This is a genomic window from Rhizobacter sp. P2_D12 (assembly GCF_056404395.1).
This window is the reverse complement of sequence record NZ_JBFUEB010000041.1, coordinates 1-17,433: the sequence shown is the minus strand read 5'-3', so window position 1 is coordinate 17,433 and position 17,433 is coordinate 1. Positions and strand designations below refer to the sequence as shown.

Sequence of the window (17,433 nt, the reverse complement as noted above, 5' to 3'; positions counted from 1 at the left end):
TCGATCTGGTCTTTGCACACAAGATGGGCCGTTGCCGGCCCGGGAAAACACTTTCTTCTCTAGCGGCGGCCGCGCTGCAGGAACGCGACGATGATGATCACGACGCCCTGCACGGCGGCGTTCAGGTACACGCTGATGATGCTGGTCAGGTTCAGGATGTTGCTGATGACCGAGAGCAGCACGGCGCCGATCACGGTGCCGGTGATGCGGCCCTCGCCGCCCTTCAGCGCAGTGCCGCCGACGATCACCGCGGCGATCGCCTCCAGCTCCCACAGCAGCCCGGTGGTCGGCGAGGCCGAGCCGAGGCGCGGCACGTACAGCACGGTGGCCACGCCGACGCACACGCCCAGCAGCATGTAGGTCAGCACCTTGATGCGGTCGACGTTGACGGCGGCATAGCGCGCCACCTGCTCGTTGGAGCCGATCGCCTGCACGTAGCGGCCGTAACCGGTGCGGTTGAGGATCAGCGCGCCGACCAGCGCGACGCCGGCGAAGACCCAGATCGGGAACGGCACGCCCAGCAGGCTGCCGTAGTAGACCGGGCTGTAGACGTCGGACAGCTTGCCGTCCAGCGTGATCGCACCGCCGTTGGCCAGGTAGGTCAGGTACGCGCGGAAGATGCCCAGCGTGCCCAGCGTGACGATGAATGGCTCGATGCGGCCCTTGGTGACGAGCAGCCCGTGCGCCAGGCCGAAGATGGCGCCGAGCGCGAGCGCGAACCCGATGCCGATCGCCACCGTCAGCACCGGCGAGCCGACCTGCGCGGCGATGCCGTTCATCAGCAGGATCATGCTGCCGGCGATCAGCGCCGCCATCGAGCCCACCGACAGGTCGATGCCGCCGCTGATGATCACGAAGCACATGCCGACCGCGATGATGCCGATGAAGGCGGTGCGGGTCAGCACGTTCATCGCGTTGTCCCAGGTCGCGAAGTCGCCGTTCAGCAAGGTGCCGGCGATGCACAGCAGGACGAGGCCGAGCCAGGGGCCGGCGGCCTGCAACCGCAGGCGCCATCTGGCGGTCGCCGCCGAGTCCGGGCCGAGCGCCGGGCCGCCCCAAGCCGGCCCGGATCCCCCCGGGGGATCGGCCGGCGTACCCGACGGCCGAGGGGTCCTAATGTGTTCCTGTGGCATGGGCTATCAGCTCCTCTTCGCTCAACTGGTCGGCCGACAGCGTGGCCTGCACCGCGCCCGCGCGCATCACGACGACGCGGTGGCACAGGCCGATCAGCTCGATCAGCTCGGATGAAATCACCACCACGCCGCGGCCCTGTTCGGCCAGGCGCTGGATCAGGAAATAGATGTCGCGCTTGGCGCCGACGTCGACGCCGCGCGTCGGCTCGTCCAGCACGACGACGCGCGGCTGCGGCTGCAGCACCTTGGCGATCGCGAGTTTCTGCTGGTTGCCGCCCGACAGCGACGACGCGCGGCTGGCGAGATCGCGCGTGCGGATGCCGAAATCGGCCACCGCCTGCTGCAGCGCCTGCTGCTCCGAGGCCGGGTCGAGCAGCGGGTGCGTGTGGCGCGCCAGGTCCATCAGCGTCAGGTTGTCGCGCAGCGACAGCCGCACGTGCAGCCCCTTGCCCTTGCGGTCTTCGCTGAGGTACGTGAGGCCGTGCTGCGCGGCCTCGCGCGGGCTGCGCAGGCGCAGCTCGGCGCCGTTCAGCTCGATGCGGCCGGCGCTGCGCGGGCGCAGGCCGAGCAGGCCCTCGAACATCTCGGTGCGCCCGGCGCCCACCAGACCAGCGAAGCCGAGGATCTCGCCGGCCCGCACCTCGAAGCCGACGTCGTGCGCCCAGCCGGGCACCGAGAGGCCCTCGACCTTCAGCAGCGGCTGCGCATCGCGTGCCGGCGGCAGCTTGACCGGGAACATGTCCGACAGCTCGCGCCCGACCATCAGGTTGGCCATCTGCTGGCGCGACAGCCCGGCGGTGGCGGCGCGCGTGACGAAGCGGCCGTCGCGCATCACGACGATCTCGTCGGTGATGCGCTCCACCTCGTCGAGCTTGTGCGAGATGTAGACGATGGTCACGCCGTCGGCCTTCAGCTGCGCGATCAGCGCGAACAGGCGCTGCGTCTCGCCGGGCGTCAGCGTGGCGGTCGGCTCGTCCATGATCAGCAGGCGTGCCTTTCGCGACAACGCCTTCGCGATCTCGACCAGCTGCTTCTCGGCGACGATCAGCTGGCGCACGCGGGTGTCGGGGTCGGCCTGCAGGCCCACCTGCTGCAGCACGCGGCGCGCTTCGTCGCGCATCGCCGCGTCGTCGAGCAACCAGCCGCGGCGGCGTTCGTGGCCGAGGAAGATGTTCTGCGCGATGCTCAGGTCTTCGGCGAGATTGAATTCCTGGTGGATCAGCACGATGCCCTGGCGCTCGGCATCGCGCGAGTTGCCGAAGCGCTGCGGCACGCCGTCGATGCGCAACTCGCCGTCGCTCAAGGCTTCGTAGCCGGACAGGATCTTCATCAGCGTCGACTTGCCGGCGCCGTTCTCGCCCAGCAGGCCGTAGACGCGGCCGGGCTCGAGCTCGAAGCTGACGCCGTGCAGCACGCGCACCGGGCCGAAGTCCTTGGTGACCTCGCCAAAGGCAACATGCAAGCTCATGTCGATGCCCGCATCGTCTCTTGCAGCGCCAGCACCCCCGCCCCGACCACGCCGGTGCGTTCGCCGAGCGGCGCGTACTGGATGTCCAGGTGCCGCGTCGACAGCGCCAGCGAGCGGTGGTACACGCTCTGCCGGATCGACGCCAGCAGCAGCGGTCCGAGGCCGGTGATGCCGCCGCCGATGAACACGTGCGACGGGTTGAAGAAGTTCACCACCGACGCCAGCATCTGCCCGATGCGCGTGCCGGCGCGCTGCACGATGCCGTGCGCCGCCGCATCGCCGGCGCGGCTCGCCTGCCCGACGTCCACCGGCGAGATGCTGCCCTGCGCCTGCAGCACCTGGGCCAGCAGCGCGCTCTGCCCCGACTGCGCCGCCTCCACCGCCATGCGCGAGATCGCCGGCCCCGCCGCCATCGCCTCGACGCACCCGAGGTTGCCGCAATGGCAGCGTGGCCCGTCCGGGTCGACGCAGATGTGGCCGACGTCGCCGGCCGAGCCGTCGGCGCCGCGGTAGACCTCGCCATGGCACACGATGCCGCAGCCGATTCCGGTGCCCACCTTGACCACCAGGAAGTTGGGCAGCCGCCGGTGCAGCCGCCACAGCTCGCCCAGCGCCATCACGTTGACGTCGTTGTCGATGAAGACCGGCGCGTCGTAGTCCTCGCCCAGCACCTCGCGGATCGACAGCCCTTCCCAGCCCGGCATCAGCGGCGGGTTGACCAGCAGCCCGCTGCCGAAGGCCACCGGTCCGGGCACGCCCATGCCGATGCCGATCACCTCCTTGCGGCTTGCGCCGCAGCGCTGCAGCAGCTCGCGCAGCAGCTCGCGGATGCGCGACAGCAGCACCGCCGGGCTGGCGCGCACGTCGGCCGGCTCGGCATGGTGGGCCAGCACGCCCATGTCGGGCGACAGGATGGCCACGTCCAGGCTGGTGGCGCCCAGGTCGATGCAGGCCAGCACGCCGACGGCGCGGCTCATGCGCAAGGCCTCGGGACGGCGCCCGCCGGACGAGGCCTGCAGGCCGATCTCTTCGAGCAGGCCGCGCTCGATCAGCCCGGCGACGGCCGCATTGGCCTTGCTCTTCGAGAACGTGGATGCCGCGGCCAGCCCGCTGCGCGAGCTGCTCGCCGACCAGAACACGGCCTCGAGCACTGCCAGTTCACCCGGCGACAGATCGTCCCAGCGGATCACCTTGCTTGTCTCCTGGTTCGGCCGTGGTCGGCCGTTGTGGGTCGTCTTCGAGCCGGAATGGACCGGTCGAGCGCCGTGCGGTGCATCGTAGGGACAGCACTTCGGCGCAGCAAGTGCGATCTTCGACCAAATCCGGGTCGAACGACCCTGGCGCTCGCTATCGAACAGGGCGGGAGTCTGGCCCCCAAAACCCCGTCATTTCGCGCCTTGGGCGGTAAGCCCGCACTCATACAGTGACGGGCACCTTCGAAGGGATGGACCGTGTCCGATCTGACTCCTCCGGCGCAATGGGCGCTCGACCTGCCGAACATCTCGCTCGCCCCGCCCCCCGCACCGGCACCCGCGCCGGCCGAGAAGGCGCGCCACGCCGGCTTCCGCTGGCCGACGCCGCCGTTCGCCGCCTACCCCGACGCGCTGGAGCAGAACCAGCCGCAGGCGTGCCAGATCGTCGGGCTGAACGACCGCGAGATGAGCGGCCGCCTGATCTTCTTCGTGCCCGAGGAAACCGTGGCCCACGTGCAAGTCCCGCCGGCGCGCACGACGATGCCGCTGCGCTTCTCGCAGTTCCGCAGCCTGCGCGTGGTCGAGCCGCTGCGCCCGGCCAGCGACGGCAGCCGCGACCCGCACGCCGGCATGCTGGAGCACCGCCCGTCCAGCCGCTACAAGGTGACGCTGAAGGCCGGCGCGGCGCTGGAAGGCAGCACCATCGGCCACGTCGAGACGCCGCACGGGCTGTTCCTGTTCCCGCCGATCGACGACAAGGGCGCGGTGCAGCGCCTGTTCGTGCCGCGCGAGGCGTATGACAGCTTCGAGATCGGCGAGCGCATCGGCGAGCTGCTGGTGGCACAGAAGATCGCGACGCCGCAGCAAGTGGCCGAGGCCGCCGACATGCAGCTGCAGTTGCGCAACCAGAAGCTCGGCGACATCCTGGTGTCGCGCCAGATCGTCACGCCGACGCAGTTGCTCAGCGCGATCGAGCAGCAGGCCAAGATGCCGATGGTGCGCATCGGCGAGGCGCTGACCTCGCTCGGCCTGGTCACCGAGGAACAGCTGCAGGACGCGCTCGCGCAGCAGAAGAGCGACCGCAGCGTGCCGCTCGGCGAGCTGCTGGTGCGCATGGGCACCGTCTCGCGCGAAGACCTGCAGACGGCGCTGGCCCGCAAGATGGGCTACCCGGTCGTCAACGTGAACGCCTTCCCGGTCGAGCCGGAGGCGCTGCGCAAGCTGCCCTATGCCGCCGCGGCGCGGCTGCAGGTGATGCCGCTGCTGATCCGCGAAGGCCGGCTGGTGATCGCGATCGACGACCCGGCGCGCCGCCGCAACGCGGTCGACGAAGTCGAGTTCATCGCGCAGATGAAGGTGGTGCCGGTGCTCGCGCTCGGCCGCGCGGTCGGCGACAGCATCTTCGAAGCCTACGAGCGCATCGGGGCCGCCACGATGCAGGCCGCCACGGGCGAATCGCCCGACAAGCCGATCGAGTTCGACCCCGCCGACACCGGCAAGCTGATGGAGACGCTCGAGAAGGAGCACTCCGGCCTGCCGGGCTTCGAGGACGAGCGCCAGATCGAGCAGTCCGACAACTCGCTGGTGCGCCTGATCAACAACATGATCATCGAGGCGCACAAGGAAGGCGTCTCCGACATCCACATCGAGAGCTACCCGGGCCGCGACAAGATCAAGGTCCGCTTCCGCAAGGACGGTACGCTGCACACCCACCTGGAGCTGCCGCCGAACTACCGCAATGCGCTGATCGCCCGCATCAAGATCATGTGCGACCTGGACATCTCCGAACGCCGCAAGCCGCAGGACGGCAAGATCAACTTCGCCAAGTTCTCGGCCCAGCACAGGATCGAGCTGCGCGTGGCCACCATCCCGACCAACAGCGGGCTGGAGGACGTCGTGATGCGGATCCTGGCCTCGGCCAAGCCGATCCCGCTGGACAACCTGGGCCTGAGCCCGTGGAACCTGGCGCACCTGAAGGAGGCGATGGAACGCCCCTACGGCCTGGTGCTGTGCGTCGGCCCCACCGGATCCGGCAAGACCACCACGCTGCACTCGGCGCTCAGCCACATCAACGTGCCCGAGCGCAAGATCTGGACCGCCGAGGACCCGGTGGAAATCACCCAGCCCGGGCTGCGCCAGGTGCAGGTCAACCCGAAGATCGACTGGACCTTCGCGAAGGCCCTGCGCGCCTTCCTGCGCGCCGACCCGGACGTGATCATGGTCGGCGAGATGCGCGACACCGAGACCGCGCAGATGGGCATCGAGGCCTCGCTGACCGGCCACCTGGTGCTGTCCACGCTGCACACCAACAGCGCGCCCGAGACCGTGACCCGCCTGATCGACATGGGCCTGGACCCGTTCAACTTTGCAGACTCCCTGCTGGGTGTACTGGCACAAAGGTTGGTGAGACGTTTGTGTGCCCACTGCCGTGTGTCGGTGTTGGCAACCGAGGAGCAAATCGACGAGCTTCTGCACGATTACTTGCATATCTGTCCGCAAGATCACCCTCGGTTCCAACGAGACCTGATACGAAGCGAATGGACAGAACGGTTTGGCCAGCAGGGCCGCTTGATGAGCCACCACAGCCCGGGCTGCGACAAGTGCGGCGGCACCGGGCAGAAGGGGCGCGCCGGCTTGCACGAGCTGATGATCGTCTCGCGCGAACTGCGCCGGCTGATCCAGACCAGCGCGCGCGCCGAGCAACTGCTGCAGGCGGCGCTGGTCGAAGGCATGCGCACGCTGCGCCAGGACGGCATCGAGAAGGTGCTGCAGGGCATCACCAGCCTCGCCGAGGTGCGGGCGACCAGCAACTCCTGATCCCCCCGGGCGGCCGCCGCGGGAGCGCGCGGCCATGAAGCCCGACGCATCCGGCGCCGGGTCCGCGGCCGCTGCAGGGCGGCAGGACCGGATGCGGCTGGGCGACGTGCTGCTGGCGCAGCGCCTGGTGTCCGAAGAACAGCTGAAGCAGGCGCTCGAGCAGCAGGCCGCCAGCGGCCGCAAGCTCGGCCGCGTGCTGGTCGAACGCGGCGTGCTGAACGAGGAGTCCCTGGCCCACGCGCTGGCGCGCCAGCTGCGCGCACCGGTGGTCAACCTGAACCGCTTTCCGCTGAAGAGCGAACAGGTGCGGCTGCTCGGCGAAGCCGCCGCGCGGCGCCACCGCGCGATGGTGCTCGAAGACCGCGGCGACCACGTGCTGGTGGCCTTCGCCGATCCGCTCGACCTGGTCGCCTACGACGACATCTCGCGCCTGCTCAAGCGCAGCATCCAGGTCGCCGTCGTGCCCGAGAGCCAGCTCGCGCCGGCCTTCGACCGCCACTACCGGCGCACCGAAGAGATCACCGGCCTGGCCAAGGCGCTCGAGAAGGACATCGGCGACGCGCTCGACTTCGGCACGCTGCAGGCTTCGGTCGGCCAGGAGGACGCGCCGGTGATGCGGCTGCTGCAGTCGGTGTTCGAGGATGCGATGCAGATCGGCGCCTCCGACGTGCACCTGGAGCCGCAGGAACACGAACTGCTGATCCGCAGCCGCGTCGACGGCGTGCTGCACACGCAGACGCAGGCCGACAAGCGCATCGCCGCCGCGCTGGCCCAGCGCCTGAAGTTGATGGCCAGCCTCGACATCTCGGAGAAGCGCCTGCCGCAGGATGGCCGCTTCTCGCTGCGGCTGCGCGAGCGCACGATCGACGTGCGGCTGTCGACGCTGCCGAGCCAGTACGGCGAATCGGTCGTGATGCGCCTGCTCGGCCAGGGCAGCGAGATCCGCCGGCTCGATGCGATCGGCATGCCCGATGCGATGCTGGTGCGCTTTCGCGAGCTGCTCGGCCGCAGCACCGGCACGGTGCTGGTGACCGGCCCCACCGGCTCGGGCAAGACGACCACGCTGTATGCCGCGCTGTCCGAGGTCGACGCCGTCAGCAACAAGGTGATCACCGTCGAGGACCCGGTCGAGTACCGCCTGCCCGGCCTGACCCAGGTGCAGGTGAACGACAGGATCGAGCTGAGCTTCGCGCGCGTGCTGCGTGCCACGCTGCGCCAGGACCCGGACGTGATCCTGGTCGGCGAGATGCGCGACCCCGAAACCGCCGAGATCGGGCTGCGCGCGGCGATCACCGGCCACCTGGTGCTGTCGACGCTGCACACGCGCGACGCCGCCAGCACGCCGTTCCGGCTGCTCGACATGGGCGTGCCGGCCTTCATGGTCGCGACCGCGCTGCAGGCGGTGATCGCGCAGCGGCTGGTGCGCGGCAACTGCCCGCACTGCGTGCAACCGCACCTGTCGACCCCGCAAGAGGCCGCGTGGCTGGGCACGATGGCCGCCGACAGCGCGCTGCCGACGCTGCGCGGGCGGGGCTGCCAGGCCTGCAACGGCACCGGCTACGCCGGCCGGCTCGGCGTCTACGAGATGCTGGAGATGGACGCCGCGCTGGCGCAGAGCGCGACCCGCGGCGACCCGGCGGCCTTCCTGGCGGCGGCGCGCCAGCGCATGCAGGGCCAGACGCTGGCGCACCGCGCCTGCGAACTCGTCCGCGCCGGCCGCACCTCGGTCGCCGAGGCGATGCGGCTGACCACCGAACTCGACTGACGCAGGCCGCGATGGACCGCTACACCTGGAAAGGCCGCAACCGGCGCGGCGAACTGATCACCGGCCTGATCCACGCGGCCACCGAATCGGCCGCCGCCGAACAGCTGATGGCCGGCGGCGTGACGCCGGTGGCGATCGAGGCGAACGCCGACGCCCTGTCGACGACCGCGCCCGACTGGTGGCAGGCGCTGCACAGCCGGGCCGTCGACCTGCAGGACACGCTGGTGCTGTCGCGCCAGATGTTCACGCTGCAGCGCGCCGGCGTGCCGCTGCTGCGGGCGCTGGCCGGGCTGCAGGCTTCGGCCGTCAAGCCCGCGCTCGCCCAGCTGCTGGCCGACGTGCGCGCCTGCCTCGACCAGGGGCGCGACCTGTCGAGCGCGCTGGCACGCCACCCGCGGGTCTTCACGCCGTTCTACGTCGCGATGGTCCGGGTCGGCGAGATGACCGGGCGGCTGCCCGAGGTCTTCCAGCGCCTGTCGGAGCACATCGAGTTCGAGATGGACATCCGCGCCCGCATCCGCCAGGCACTGCGCTACCCGGCGATGGTGGTGGTGGCGCTGGCGATCGCGCTGGTCGTCATCAACCTGTTCGTGCTGCCCACCTTTGCCAGCGTGTTCGCCGGCTTCAAGGCCCAGCTGCCGCCGATGACGCGGCTGCTGCTCGGCTTCTCGGCCTTCACGCTCGCGTGGTGGCCGGCCCTGCTGGCGGGTGCTGCCGCAGCGACGGTGCTGGTGCGCTCATGGCTGGCCACGCCGGCCGGACGCTACCTCTGGGATCGCTTCAAGCTGCACCTGCCGATCGCCGGACCGATCATCCTGAAGGCCACGCTGGCCCGCTTCGCGCGCAGCTTCGCGCTCGCCTCGCGCAGCGGCGTGCCGCTCAGCCAGGCGATGACGGTGGTGGCGCAGACGGTGGAGAACGCCTGGATCGCCAGCCGCATCGAGCAGATGCGCGACGGTGTCGAACGCGGCGGCAGCCTGTCGCGCTGCGCGGCGGCCAGCGGCGTCTTCACGCCGGTGGTGCTGCAGATGATTGCCGTCGGCGAGGAGACCGGCGAACTCGACGGCCTGCTGCTCGAGATCGCCGCGATGTACGAGCGCGAGACCGACTACGGCATCAAGAGCCTCGCGAGCGCGATCGAACCGCTGTTGCTGCTGGTGATCGCCGGCCTGGTGCTGGTGCTCGCGCTCGGCGTGTTCCTGCCGCTGTGGAGCCTCGGCCAGGCGGCGCTGGGCAAGGCAGGTTGATCTGTACCCTCCAGCAGCGAAGCGTCGCCCCGATATGACCGCCATGCGCCCGCTGTCCTCCGGTCACCCCCGCCCGCTCCAACACGGCCTGTCGCTGATCGAGCTCGTGATCTTCATGGTGGTGCTCGGCGCGGCACTGGCGGGCGTGCTGCGCGTCTTCGTCCAGGCCGGTGCGCACAGCGCCGATCCGCTGCAGCAGCGCCAGGCGCTGGCGATCGCGGAATCGCTGCTCGAGGAGATCGAGTTGATGCCGTTCACGATCTGCGATCCCGACGATCCCGCCGTCGGCACCGCATCGAACAGCAGCGGCTGCACCGTTTCCGCCGAGGCGATCGGGCCGGAAGGCGGCGAGACGCGCTTTGTCACGCCGCAGTTCGACAACGTCAACGACTACCACGGCCACACGATGAACGGCATCGTCGACATCACGAACACCGCGGTGAGCGGGCTGTCCGGCTATGCGGCAGCGGTGTCGGTGGCCTACGACACCCTGAACGACCTGCCTGCCTCCGAGCAGCGCGCCTTGCGCATCACCGTCAGCGTCACGACGCCGGGCGGCAGCACCCTGCAGCTCGATGGCTACCGCGTCCGGTCGCTTCCCAATGCAGCCTTCTGACTGCCCCGCTCGCCGCTGCAGCGGCTTCACGCTGATCGAGGCGGTGATCGTCATCGCCATCACCGGCCTGCTCGCGGCCGTCGTCACGCGCTTCATCGTCCAACCGGTGCGGGCCTACCTCGACACCGTGGCACGTGCCGCACTGGTCGACACCGCCGACCGGGCGCTGCGGCGCATCGGCCGCGACCTGCACGTCGCGCTGGCCAACAGCACCCGCGTGAGTGCCTCGGGCCGCGCGCTGGAGCTCATCCCGAGCACCGGCGCGGCACGCTACAAGACCGAAGACGCCACCGGCCGCCTGGATTTCGGCGTGCTCGACACCTCGTTCGACTTGCTGGGCCTGCCGCTGACGCTGGCGGCCTCGCAGCACCTGGTTTTCTACAACCTGGGCAGCGGCATCACCGGCTCGGACGCCTATGCGGCCAACGGCAACGCGACCGAGCAGGCCAGCTCCAACCGGCGCACCGCGACCAACGCGGCCGGGGCGGCGACCACGATCACGCTCGATTCGCTGGCGCCGCTGCCGGCCGCTGCGCTCGCCGCGCCCTACCGCGTGACGGCCGTCGATCCGCCCGTCACCTACCGCTGCGACCTGGCCAACGGCACGCTGACGCGCCAGCAGAATTATGGGTTCGTCACGACACAGCCCGATCCGCCGAGCGGCGGCACATCCGCCATCCTCGCGACCGGCGTGACCGGCTRCCAGTTCGACTACGACGCGGCCATCGTCGCCTCGCGCGCCGGCCTCGTCCGCCTGCGCCTCACGCTGTCGACCCCCACGTCGACCGGCACCGAGAGCGTCTCGCTCTACCATGCAGTCCACGTCGACAACCTGCCCTGAGCGGCGGCCTCGCCCGGCCCGCGGCTTCACGATGGTGTCCGTCGTGTTCATCCTGGTGGTGCTCGCGGCGCTGGGCAGCGCGATGGCCGTCGTCAGCACCCGGCAGCACCAGGGTGCCAGCACCGAACTGCAGGCGGCGCGGGCCTACCAGAGCGCGCGTGCGGGGGTGGAATGGGGGGCCTACCGCATCCTTCGCTTCAGCGGCGGCTGCCCTTCGACGACCAGCATGGTGCCCGGCGGTAGCCTGTCCGGCTTCACGGTCACCGTCACCTGCACCGACGCCGGCACGCTGACCGACGGCAGCACGAGCCTGCGCATGTTCCGGCTGCAGGCCAACGCCTGCAATGCACCGACCGCCGGCACCTGCCCCGCCAGCGGCACGCCGAATGCAAGCTACGTGGAGCGCCAGCTGAGCTGGACGATCACGCGATGACGCTGCTCCACCGGCTTGCCGCAGCGCTCGGGGCCCTGGCCTTCGCGGGGGGTGCCCCGGCCGGCGAGATCCCGGGCGTGACGGCCGAGTACTTCCACTATTCGGGCAGCGACACGCCGACCTTCCCGTCGACGGCGGCGTTGCAGCGCACCGAGAGCACGATCGACGTGAGCGCCAGCACGGCATCGCCGGCCCCCGGCATCAATGCCGACCGCTACCTGGCGCGCTACACCGGCGAGATCCTGGTCCCGGCGACCGGCGCCTACACCTTCAACGTGACGGCCGACGATGGCGTGCGCCTGTACGTCGATTGCAGCCGCGACGGCTCCTTCGGGGCGTCCGACCTGCTCATCAACCACTGGGTCGACCAGGGTCCGACCGCCTACAGCGCGTCGTGCCCCGGCAACCTGGCGGCCGGCCTGCGCTACAAGTTCCGCCTCGAGTACTACGACCGGACCGGGGCCGCGACCATCCAGTTGAAATGGTCCGGCCCGTCGCCGGTCGGCTCGACCCTGGTCACCATCCCGCGCGGCAACGGCACGCAGGGCCTGATGACCGGGATCACCGACACCACCCCGCCGACGATCGCGTCCGCCTCCATGGCCTGCAACAGCAACACGCTGTTGTACGTGGTGTTCTCGGAGGAGGTGGACAGCAGCACCGCCCAGGCGATCGGCAACTACAGCCTGAACCACGGCGACACCGTCAGCGCCGCCGTGCTGCAGTCGGACAGCCGCACCGTCGCGCTCACCGTCAGCCCCATCACCAGCACGGCTCAGCTGAGCATCAGCAACGTGGCCGATCTGGCAGGCAACGCCATCGTGGCCGGCAGCACGGTCAGCGTGTCGCCGACGACCCGATTCGCCAACGGCCTGAAAGGCACCTACTACGACCAGAACGGCACGCCCGGCGCCTTTTTCACCGGCACGGCCGTGACGCGCATCGACGGACCGATCGATTTCGAGTGGGGAAGCGGCGTGCCGGTCAGCGGGGTCGGAAGCGACAACTTCTCGGTGCGCTGGCAAGGCCTGCTTCGGCTCTACACGAGCGGCCTCTACTACTTCAAGACCCGATCGGATGACGGTGTGCGCCTGGTCGTCAATGGCACCACGATGATCGACAACTGGCTCGACCACAGTGCCACCTACGACATCAGCGCCAGCATCTACCTGCAAGCCGGAACCTATGTGCCGATCGTGCTGGAGTACTACGACCGTACCAACGACGCTTCGCTATGGCTCGGCTGGCGCCTCCCGGGCGTCGGCGTCTTCGCCACCATCCCCGCCAACAACCTGTACTACTGCGCCACCGACCCCCTCGCCGGCTTCAGCATCGCGGTCGACAACACCAGCGGCTCGACCTGCACGCCGAGCACCGTGACCATCAGCGCCGTCAACAGCGCCGGCAACATCCTCTCCCAGTACGCCAACACGCTGTCGCTCAGCACCTCGACCGGGCGGGGCGACTGGACGGCCGGCTCCAGCCCGGCACCAGCGGGCGTGCTCGGCAACGGCACGTCCAACGACGGCGCAGCCAGCTACGCCTTCACCACCGCCGATGCCGGCGTCGTCAAGCTGAAGCTCGGCGAGACGCTGGCGCAGAACGTCGTCATCACGGCCAGCGACCCCGACGTCAGCGGATCGGCCTCGACCTCCGCCACGATCGCGTTCCGCGACAACGCCTTCACGCTCGCGGAAGATGCCGCCGCCCGGGTCGCCGGCACCGACGTCGCGGTGGCCGGCCGCCCGCACGACCACACGGTGTCGCTGATCCGCAAGGACCCGTCGACCGGCAGCTGCGGCATCGCCGCCGACTACACCGGCAGCCGTGCACTGAAACTGTGGCGCACCGACAGCGGCGGCAGCTGGACGGCACCGACCGTGGTGTCGCCGGCGCTGACGATCCCGTCGTCGAAGCCGGCGTCCGACAACCTCACGCTGGCCTTCGCCAACGGCGTCGCGAACTTCAACCTCGGCACCACCGACATCGGCCGCTACACGCTGAACCTGCTGGACGACTCGCTGGCCTATGCCGACACCCCGGTCAGCGGCACCGGCAACACGCTGACGGTGCGGCCCTTCGGCATCGTCGTGCAAGGCATCAAGCAGGTCGTCGGCGGCGCGACGACCCCGAACCCGGGCGGCTCCGCCGCGACGGACACGGTGTTCGCGAAAGCCGGCAGCAACTTCCAGGCGACGGTCTCCGCCTACCGCTGGGCGAGCGGCGCCGACAGCAACAATGACGGCACACCCGATGCCGCGGCCTCGCTGGCGGCCACGACCGCCGGCGGCGTGACGCCGTCGTTCTCGTCCACCGTCAGCCTGTCGCCGCTGGCCGGCAGCCAGACACCCTCGGGCGGAACCTTGGGCGCGCTCAACAACGGCAACGTCGGCACCGCGTCCGGCACCGGCACGACAAGCTCGCTGCAGTACACCGAAGTGGGCAGCTTCGCGCTCGACACCAGCGGCGTGGTCAGCAATTTCCTGGGCAGCGGCCTGTCCCTCGACGCCGTCGTGTTCAACAGCAGCGGGAGCCCGTCGACGCGCGTCGGCCGCTTCATTCCGTCGTCGTTCGCGGTGTCCGGCGCCACCGTCACGCATCGCGCCAACGCCGGCTGCACGCCGGCCTCCACCTTCACCTACCTGGACGAGAACTTCTCGCTGGGGTTCACGCTGACGGCCAAGAACGCAGGGGGCGCAGTCACCACCAACTACACCGGCAGCTTTGCCCGCCTCGACCTTGCCGACCCGAGCATCTTCAACCTCGCCGGCATCTCCGGCAGCACGGTGTTCCGCACCGGCACGTCGCCGCGCCTGTCGCTCGGCACCTCCTCCGGCACCTGGAGCGCCGGCATTGCCAACGGCATCGCGCTGACCGCCGCTGCGCTGCGCGGCAACGGCCCCGAGGCCGAACTCAGCGCCAGCTTCGGCATCCGGCCGGTCGACCTCGATGGCGTGCAGGTCGGCAGCTACGACCTCGACACCGACTCCCCGGCCGACGGCAACGACCGCAGCGCCCTCGGCAGCGTCACGCTGCGCTTCGGCCGCCTGCGGCTGCAGAACGCCATCGGTTCGCAGGACCGCACGCTGGCCCTGCCGGTGGCCGCGCAGTACTGGAACGGCAGCGCCTTCGCGACCAACACGCTGGACAGTTGCACGAAGATCCTCGCCAGCGAAGTGAACTTCGGCAACCACCGCAAGACGCTGACCGTGGCCGACACGGTGCTCGCCGGCAGCCCGGTCACGCTGGCGAGCGGCGCCGGCAGCCTGGTGCTCGCCAAGCCGGCCACCGGCCACGCCGGCACGGTGGACGTGGCGCTGAGCCTGGGCAGCAACGCAACCGACAACGCCTGCCAACAACCCTGGACGCCCACCGGTGCCGCCACCGCCGGCGCCAACCGCCCCTACCTGCGCGGCGCCTGGTGCGGCAGCAGCCACGACCGCGACCCGTCCGCACGGGCGTCCTTCGGCCTGTACCGCGGTGCCGACAACTTCATCCACCAGCGCGAGAACCCCTGACATGCCTTGGCCCTGGCGCAAGCCCTCTCCCCTCGACCCGCTGGTGATCTGCCTGGACGGACCGCGGCTCCTCTACGCCCATGCCGACGGCAGCACGGGCCTGCCGCGCCGCCTGCTGCGCTGCGGCTCGATCGAGGCCGATCCGGCGCGGCCGGCGGACCTGGCGCGCCAGCTGCGCGCGCTCGCACCGCCGGCCCGCCCGGTGGTCGGCCTGCTGGCGCTGGCCGACTGCCCGCTGCTGCAGATCGAGGCGCCGGCCGTGCCGCCGGAGGAGCTGAAGGCCGCCGCGCGCTGGCGCATCAAGGACATGGTCGACGGCCACATCGACGACATGACGCTGGACGTGCTGCAGGTCGGCGACGGCCGCGCGCGCGGGCCGAAGCAGGCCTTCGTCGCGGTGGCCCCGAACCGCGCCATCCACGCGATGGCCGCGCTGTGCGAGGCGGCGGGGCTGCAGCTCCAGGCCATCGACATCCGCGAGACCGCGCAGCGCAACCTGCAGTCGGCACTGGCGCGCGCCGCCGGCCGCCGCGAACGCGCCAGCGCGCTGCTGCTGCGCCACGGCGAGCAGTGCCTGCTGACGATCACCGCGAACGACGAGCTGTTCTACGCCCGCCGGCTCGACTGGCACGGCGCCCTGGCCCCCGCTGCGGCGGCCAACAGCGGCTTCGCCCCCGCCGATCTGACGCAGCCGCTCGGCCTGCTGGCCGGTGCCGACATGCCCGACATCGTCGACTACGGCAGCGATGCGGCCGACTCCGAACCGCCGGCCGGCGACGATGCGCCCCGCATCGTGATCGAGCTGCAGCGCTCGCTCGACCTCTGGGACCGCTGCTGGCCCGACCTGCCGCTCGCGGCGATCACGCTCGGCACCGGCGAGCACGGCGTCGCGCTCGCCGCGCAGCTGGGCCGCCAGCTCGGCCAGCGCGTCGACGTGCTCGACGTGGCCCCGGCGTTCCGCGAAGTCCGTGCCGCCTGCGGCAACGACCCCGAACTGCAGCACCGCTGCCTGCCGTTGCTCGGCGCGCTGCTGCGCAACGACACCCGCCCCGCCTGAGGTGCGCCATGCCCCAACAGATCAACCTCTACATCCCGATCCTGCTGCGCCCGCACCGGCATTTCTCGGCGCGTGCGATGGTGCAGGCCTTCGCGGCGCTGGTCGTCGGCATCGCCGTGCTGTGCGCGTGGATCGCGATCCAGAACCTGGCGCTGCGGCGCGAGCTCGACGCCAGCGCCGCACAGCACGGGCGCGAGCGCCAATCGCTGCTCGGCGCGATCGCCGCCCAGCCGGCGGCCGGCGGCAACCTGGCGAGCCTGGAGCAAGGCCTGCAATCGATGCAGCGCGGACTGGCCGAACGCCGGCAGGCGATGGCCGAACTGATGCGCGGGCGCATCGTCGACGGCCGCGGGCCGTCGGCCCGGCTGCGGCTGATCGCGCAGACCGTGCCGGACGACACCTGGCTGGAGGAGATCGTGTCCGGCAGCGGGCGCCTCTCGCTGCGCGGCCGCACCCTCGACCCGGCCTCGCTGAAGCCCTGGATCGCCCGCCTCGACCATGAGCCGCTGCTGGCCGGCCAGGCGCTCTCGACGCTGCAGGTCGAGCAGGAGGCCCCCGGCTGGCGCTTCGTGATCGTGCGCACCGGGAGCGGGCCATGAGCGCGCGCCAGGCATGGGAGCGCCAGGCCCGGCGCATCGATGCGCTGGGCCTGCGCGAGCGCTGCTTCCTGTTCCTGTCGGTGGCGCTGGTGTGTGCCGCGCTGGCCGATTCGCTGGTGCTGTCGCCGGCGATCGCCGAGCAGCGGCAGCTGTCGCTGCGCCACAAGCAGCAGGACAGCGAGCTGGCGGCGCTGCGCGCGCAACTGGCGGTCGCCCTCCAGCCGGCCGATCCGTCGACGCCGCAGGCCCGGCTGCGCGGCGAGATTCGCCACGCACAGGCGCAGCAGGATGCACTGGACGCCGAGATCCGCCGGCTCGGCCAGGCGGCCGACGGGCAGGCGGCGCTGCCGCAGCTGCTCGAACGCGTGCTCGCACGCCACGAGCGCCTGACGCTGCTGAAGCTGGCCACGGTGGCCGAAGCGCCCGCGGCCGCGCAGGCCGCATCCGGCCCCCCCGCGGCGCTGCGCTGGCAAGGCGTCGATCTCGGCGTGGGAGGCAGCTATGCCGATCTGGTGGCCTACCTGGCCGCGCTGGAACAGGCGCTGCCGGGGCTGCGCTGGGACACGCTGAAACTGAGCGGCAGCGCCACCGGCGCCTGCGCACTCGCGCTGCGCGTCTACCTGGTGGAGGCCGTCCGATGAAGCCCTTCTGCGCCTGGCTGCTGGCCTGCGGCCTCGGAGCCACCGCGGCGGCCGAGCCGCCGCGCGATCCGATGCAGCCGCCTGCCGCGGCGCTGCCCGCCGCAC

Annotated in this window: 13 protein-coding genes; 10 read left to right on the top strand and 3 right to left on the bottom strand. The window is 70.8% G+C overall.

What is annotated here, in order from left to right; all coding sequences use genetic code 11:
• Positions 1–59: 59 nt before the first annotated feature.
• The 3 genes from AC1DYN_RS15495 to AC1DYN_RS15485 all read right to left on the bottom strand — a co-directional run bounded on the left by AC1DYN_RS15495 (position 60) and on the right by AC1DYN_RS15485 (position 3,791).
• On the bottom strand, positions 60–1,001 hold the full coding sequence (locus AC1DYN_RS15495) for an ABC transporter permease (protein ID WP_477961022.1): 942 nt from the start codon (positions 999–1,001) through the stop codon (positions 60–62).
• Between the two features lie 112 nt (positions 1,002–1,113).
• A complete protein-coding gene (locus AC1DYN_RS15490; RefSeq protein WP_477961020.1) occupies positions 1,114–2,601 on the bottom strand; it encodes a sugar ABC transporter ATP-binding protein in 1,488 nt (495 codons plus the stop codon).
• Positions 2,598–3,791, bottom strand: coding sequence for an ROK family protein (locus AC1DYN_RS15485; protein WP_477961018.1), 1,194 nt, complete (start codon positions 3,789–3,791; stop codon positions 2,598–2,600). The genes AC1DYN_RS15490 and AC1DYN_RS15485 overlap by 4 nt, the downstream gene beginning before the upstream one ends.
• Before the next feature lie 261 nt (positions 3,792–4,052).
• On the opposite strand from AC1DYN_RS15485, the gene AC1DYN_RS15480 reads away from it, so the two are divergent.
• From AC1DYN_RS15480 to AC1DYN_RS15435, 10 genes are read left to right on the top strand one after another with little or no spacing between them, the layout of a single operon-like run.
• Complete coding sequence (locus AC1DYN_RS15480; protein WP_490363526.1) at positions 4,053–6,611, top strand: GspE/PulE family protein; 2,559 nt, start codon at positions 4,053–4,055, stop codon at positions 6,609–6,611.
• A gap of 34 nt (positions 6,612–6,645) precedes the next feature.
• A complete protein-coding gene (locus tag AC1DYN_RS15475; RefSeq protein WP_477961016.1) occupies positions 6,646–8,376 on the top strand; it encodes a GspE/PulE family protein in 1,731 nt (576 codons plus the stop codon).
• Positions 8,377–8,387: 11 nt separating this feature from the next.
• Complete coding sequence (locus tag AC1DYN_RS15470; RefSeq protein WP_477961014.1) at positions 8,388–9,623, top strand: type II secretion system F family protein; 1,236 nt, start codon at positions 8,388–8,390, stop codon at positions 9,621–9,623.
• A gap of 43 nt (positions 9,624–9,666) precedes the next feature.
• Positions 9,667–10,239: a type IV pilus modification PilV family protein gene (locus AC1DYN_RS15465; protein ID WP_477961012.1), complete on the top strand. Its 573-nt coding sequence runs from the start codon at positions 9,667–9,669 to the stop codon at positions 10,237–10,239.
• Positions 10,226–11,080: a PulJ/GspJ family protein gene (locus AC1DYN_RS15460; RefSeq protein ID WP_477961010.1), complete on the top strand. Its 855-nt coding sequence runs from the start codon at positions 10,226–10,228 to the stop codon at positions 11,078–11,080. Before AC1DYN_RS15465 ends, AC1DYN_RS15460 begins: the two co-directional genes overlap by 14 nt.
• Positions 11,081–11,111: 31 nt before the next feature.
• Positions 11,112–11,513 (top strand): agglutinin biogenesis protein MshP, encoded by a 402-nt coding sequence (locus tag AC1DYN_RS15455; protein WP_477961008.1) that lies wholly within the window; start codon positions 11,112–11,114, stop codon positions 11,511–11,513.
• Positions 11,510–15,031, top strand: coding sequence for a PA14 domain-containing protein (locus AC1DYN_RS15450; RefSeq protein ID WP_477961006.1), 3,522 nt, complete (start codon positions 11,510–11,512; stop codon positions 15,029–15,031). Before AC1DYN_RS15455 ends, AC1DYN_RS15450 begins: the two co-directional genes overlap by 4 nt.
• Before the next feature lies 1 nt (position 15,032).
• The gene (locus AC1DYN_RS15445) at positions 15,033–16,088 is read left to right on the top strand and encodes a hypothetical protein (RefSeq protein ID WP_477961004.1); all 1,056 of its coding nucleotides are present in this window, start codon (positions 15,033–15,035) and stop codon (positions 16,086–16,088) included.
• Positions 16,089–16,096: 8 nt separating this feature from the next.
• Positions 16,097–16,687 (top strand): PilN domain-containing protein, encoded by a 591-nt coding sequence (locus tag AC1DYN_RS15440; RefSeq protein WP_477961002.1) that lies wholly within the window; start codon positions 16,097–16,099, stop codon positions 16,685–16,687.
• Positions 16,684–17,328, top strand: coding sequence for a hypothetical protein (locus AC1DYN_RS15435; protein WP_477961000.1), 645 nt, complete (start codon positions 16,684–16,686; stop codon positions 17,326–17,328). Before AC1DYN_RS15440 ends, AC1DYN_RS15435 begins: the two co-directional genes overlap by 4 nt.
• Positions 17,329–17,433 lie beyond the last annotated feature (105 nt).